Below are 3289 nucleotides of genomic sequence, written 5' to 3'. Positions count from 1 at the left end.
AGCCTTGTTGATAGCATCGTAATATTGCTTAATGCTTGTGTGCTTTGCCTTTGAGCCTTCCCTACCTCGTTCTAGTCCTAAGTCTTTCACCTGCTTGGCAAAATCGGTCTGCATCATGTTTAATTTAGCCCGACCCCCTAGAAATTCCTTACAGTTGAGCTTCCCCTTTTGGTCAATAGGCACAACATAAGCGACTAGGTGCGGTGTCGTTTCGTCCATGTGAATACTCATACCAGCAATATTTTCTTCCCCATGTTTATCAATGAGCCACTGACCAGCTCGCTCAAAAAATTCATCTTCCTTGCTTGTTCCCCAACCGTCCCATTCAGGACTAGCAGTTATCAGATACTCAACGCACAGAACCGCATCAGAGCGTCTTTTTTCAGGTAGCCGGTCTAGTATTGCTTGTTTGACTGCTTCGGGGGTAGCAACGGTATGGTCATTGGTAGAGGTTCGATTGGGGTCAGCATTAGGCGTATCTATAGTCCTATAATTGTGTGCAAGACTGCCGCCAATGTTGCCCATTGTCTTTAATTTTGCCGTCCTTAAAATTGCATAGTTCATAGCCACCTTTCCCCTATTAATTGAGTGTGATTTCGTTAAGGTGTACTCACTACACCTTTAAAAATTTAACTAGCATAGCTAGATTAAAGTTTTAAAGGTGATTGAGCAAGGGGCGAACCCCTTTGAACCCCAAAAAAAACCACAGCCGATAATTTGGATCGGCTGTGGTTTTCCAAAGAACAAACCTTACGGTTTATTAATATTTAGACTGTCAGTACCTCTGTTTTTTTGTTCTAAAAACTCTTTTTGGTCTTTAGTAAGTGGTTCGCCTAGTCGCTGTTTTTGCTCGATAAGGTCTAACTTCATGTTATCCATGAAGCCGTTTTTAGGGTTGTCACCGTACCCTTGCATTTTTCTAAAGAAAGATGAAGCAGACATTATGCGCCCCTTCTAATTATTTGATTTCCAAGTGTGGTGCTTGTGAGCGTCTTATCCGCTGCTCTACGTGCTTCTGTGCGTCCTTGCCCCAATTGGTGGCTCTTGATGATACTTGCTTGAGCTGTAGCTCTCGAAAGTCCTCATCTTCACCCATCAACCTTGCGTTTAACTCTACAAGCTCTAACCAATTTAGTGTCCCTTGTGTTGGGTGTCCTAACTCTCTTTTCTCGCTCATGGTATCTCTCCTTGTCATTACTTTTCGCTTATGTGAGTACGTTCAATGTAAGACATTTGTACCTAAAACCTATCCGATTGTTCATCGTCAAGATATTCTTTCATGGGGCGCTTGTTGAACTTGCTAGGGTCTTTCTTAAGCCAAGTCGCCATGTGCGTAATCCATTCACTAGATGAGCTGTTAGCAGCATTTTGTGGCATTACTAAGTGAGCGTAATCAGATATGAATTTTTTACTATTCACAGCCCTAGCAAGCTGCTTAGGGTTTAGTGCATTGACTTCATTGTCAGTTTGATTGTTAATCCAGTCTATCGTGTTAGGGTCACGGTTTTTCGCTCCTACCTTCTCTTTTCCTTTTGTCTTCTCTTTAAATTTAAAAGTAAAGCCAGTAATCTTGCGACCTGCTTTATCTTGACTATAACTAATTTTGAGGTCAGTCCTTTCATTAATTTGATTTACTGATAAATCTAATACATTCCTTTTAAAATCGTGCATACGTGGGTATTCATTGGGTTTAATATCTAATCTATCTCTCAATTCTTGTATGCCGATTGTTGGTATAACTTTGGCTTGTCGCCATTGCACAATCATTTCATAAATGCGAATAGCATACATACTGGTCAATTCAGCAGTTTGATTCAGGAAATAGGTTGTATAGCGGTTGGTCAGCTTCCCAACCATGCTTAGTACCTCTTCAGATAGATATAGCGTGACAGTCGCTTGTTGCTCGATATAGCCTATTTTAGTGACCCACCGAGCCTTTAATCGCTCGTATAGTTGATGCTCAGGACTAATTTCTAAATCATATGTGAAGTAACGATTGAATAAACGCTCTGACGCTTCCTTCAGTGCCTCATAGGCTGTCGTTCTATCTACGCCATACAAATCCATATAGTCCGTGGCTCTTACAGCAAACCTCGCTTTTTTCAATAGTTCTGGATTGGGTTCTATTTCAGCCAGTGAAGTAAAAACCATGTGTAAGACACGATATTCAACCAGTGATAAGTTGTAGTAAGCAACTGTTAGCGAATTACTTTTCTTGACAATATCTTTCTTCATTGGACGACCCTATTTATCAAAGTCTATTAAACGACATCAGCAACCAGTGTCATTTAATAGACGAGGTTATATAACAGACTTCTTAAAATGATGTTATAATACAACCTCGTCTTATGCAAGGGAAACCTCGTCTTATTGAGGGGGAAACCTCGTCTTATTGAGGGGGAAACCTCGTCTTATTGAGGGGGAAACCTCGTCTTATTGACTGTGGAAGCCTTATATGACGTGTCTTTCAGAGGGCTTAAAGTAGTTAAAGTAGTTAAAGTAATTAAAGGATTAAGAGATTTTTCTTTTTTTTAATAACTTAACAGCAAAAAAATTCGTCTTATTGGTAGATAAACGTGTACCTATGATTAGATAAACTTTATTTATCAATGCTTCTAAGGTTTTAAGACAAAAGAAAAAAGCAACTACATCGAAATATCAGGGTCTTTACTTTGAATTCTAGGATTTATTAATTTATCAATCCTTTCTGGTTCATCCATTAATTTTTCTTTAGTCAATTCCACAGCATTAGGATTTTTCGTTTTCTCAACCTCTTTTAGTAATATAGATACTTTATTTTGCTTAGAACTCGGTAATGACCTATAAAAATCATTCCATTTATCCACAGATTGCGATTTAATAGCTGTCTGACTGTCTTTTGATACCTTCCTAGCCTTTTTATTTTCATTCTTCTCTACGGCGATTTTGCGGCTCTCTAGCTGCATTGCATCATTTACCCTAGTAACTTCGTCTTTATTTAACCCCTTGATAGCGTTAAAATATGGATTTGCCCGTTGTTCCGTATAGGCTAGGGAACTTAGTAATACCTCTTTGTCGTGCTTGGTGTACTTGTAATCGCTCAAGATACTGTTGGCAGTGGCTATCTTGGGCTTGTAGTCCTCGATAACAGCATCGGCAACCCTTTCAGCGTATGCCTTTTTGCCCTCAAGCATGGTTGTTTCGGGTATTTTTGGTTCAATCTCGACTTTTTGAGCCTTGTTGATAGCATCGTAATATTGCTTAATGCTTGTGTGCTTTGCCTTTGAGCCTTCCCTACCTCGTTCTAGTC

At 39.6% G+C, this 3289-nt stretch carries 5 protein-coding genes; all 5 read right to left on the bottom strand.

The window, feature by feature from the left end:
* The coding region (gene mobV / locus AAEY78_RS12195) for a MobV family relaxase (RefSeq protein WP_352339617.1) at positions 1-564 on the bottom strand (564 nt) is incomplete at its 3' end.
* 186 nt (positions 565-750) lie between these two features.
* The gene (locus AAEY78_RS12190) at positions 751-942 is read right to left on the bottom strand and encodes a hypothetical protein (RefSeq protein ID WP_352339616.1); all 192 of its coding nucleotides are present in this window, start codon (positions 940-942) and stop codon (positions 751-753) included.
* A 16-nt stretch (positions 943-958) separates the two neighbouring features.
* Positions 959-1177: a hypothetical protein gene (locus AAEY78_RS12185; RefSeq protein WP_352339615.1), complete on the bottom strand. Its 219-nt coding sequence runs from the start codon at positions 1175-1177 to the stop codon at positions 959-961.
* Positions 1178-1239: 62 nt separating this feature from the next.
* Positions 1240-2235 carry a replication initiation protein RepM gene (repM, locus tag AAEY78_RS12180; protein ID WP_352339614.1) on the bottom strand — a complete coding sequence of 332 codons (996 nt, stop codon included), beginning with the start codon at positions 2233-2235 and terminating at the stop codon, positions 1240-1242.
* 410 nt (positions 2236-2645) lie between these two features.
* Positions 2646-3289: hypothetical protein (locus tag AAEY78_RS12175; protein ID WP_352339613.1), on the bottom strand; the 644-nt coding region annotated here is incomplete at its 5' end.

The organism is Psychrobacter sp. 16-MNA-CIBAN-0192 (assembly GCF_040309565.1).
Taxonomy (GTDB): domain Bacteria; phylum Pseudomonadota; class Gammaproteobacteria; order Pseudomonadales; family Moraxellaceae; genus Psychrobacter.
The sequence above is the reverse complement of the archived record's forward strand: the minus strand, read 5'-3'. Positions and strand labels throughout refer to the sequence as shown.

Bases quoted from the DNA above. Each gene is read 5' to 3' on its own strand.
- AAEY78_RS12190 (WP_352339616.1), bottom strand. From the start codon at position 942: ATGTCTGCTTCATCTTTCTTTAGAAAAATGCAAGGGTACGGTGACAAC.
- AAEY78_RS12185 (WP_352339615.1), bottom strand. From the start codon at position 1,177: ATGAGCGAGAAAAGAGAGTTAGGACACCCAACACAAGGGACACTAAAT.
- repM (WP_352339614.1), bottom strand. From the start codon at position 2,235: ATGAAGAAAGATATTGTCAAGAAAAGTAATTCGCTAACAGTTGCTTAC.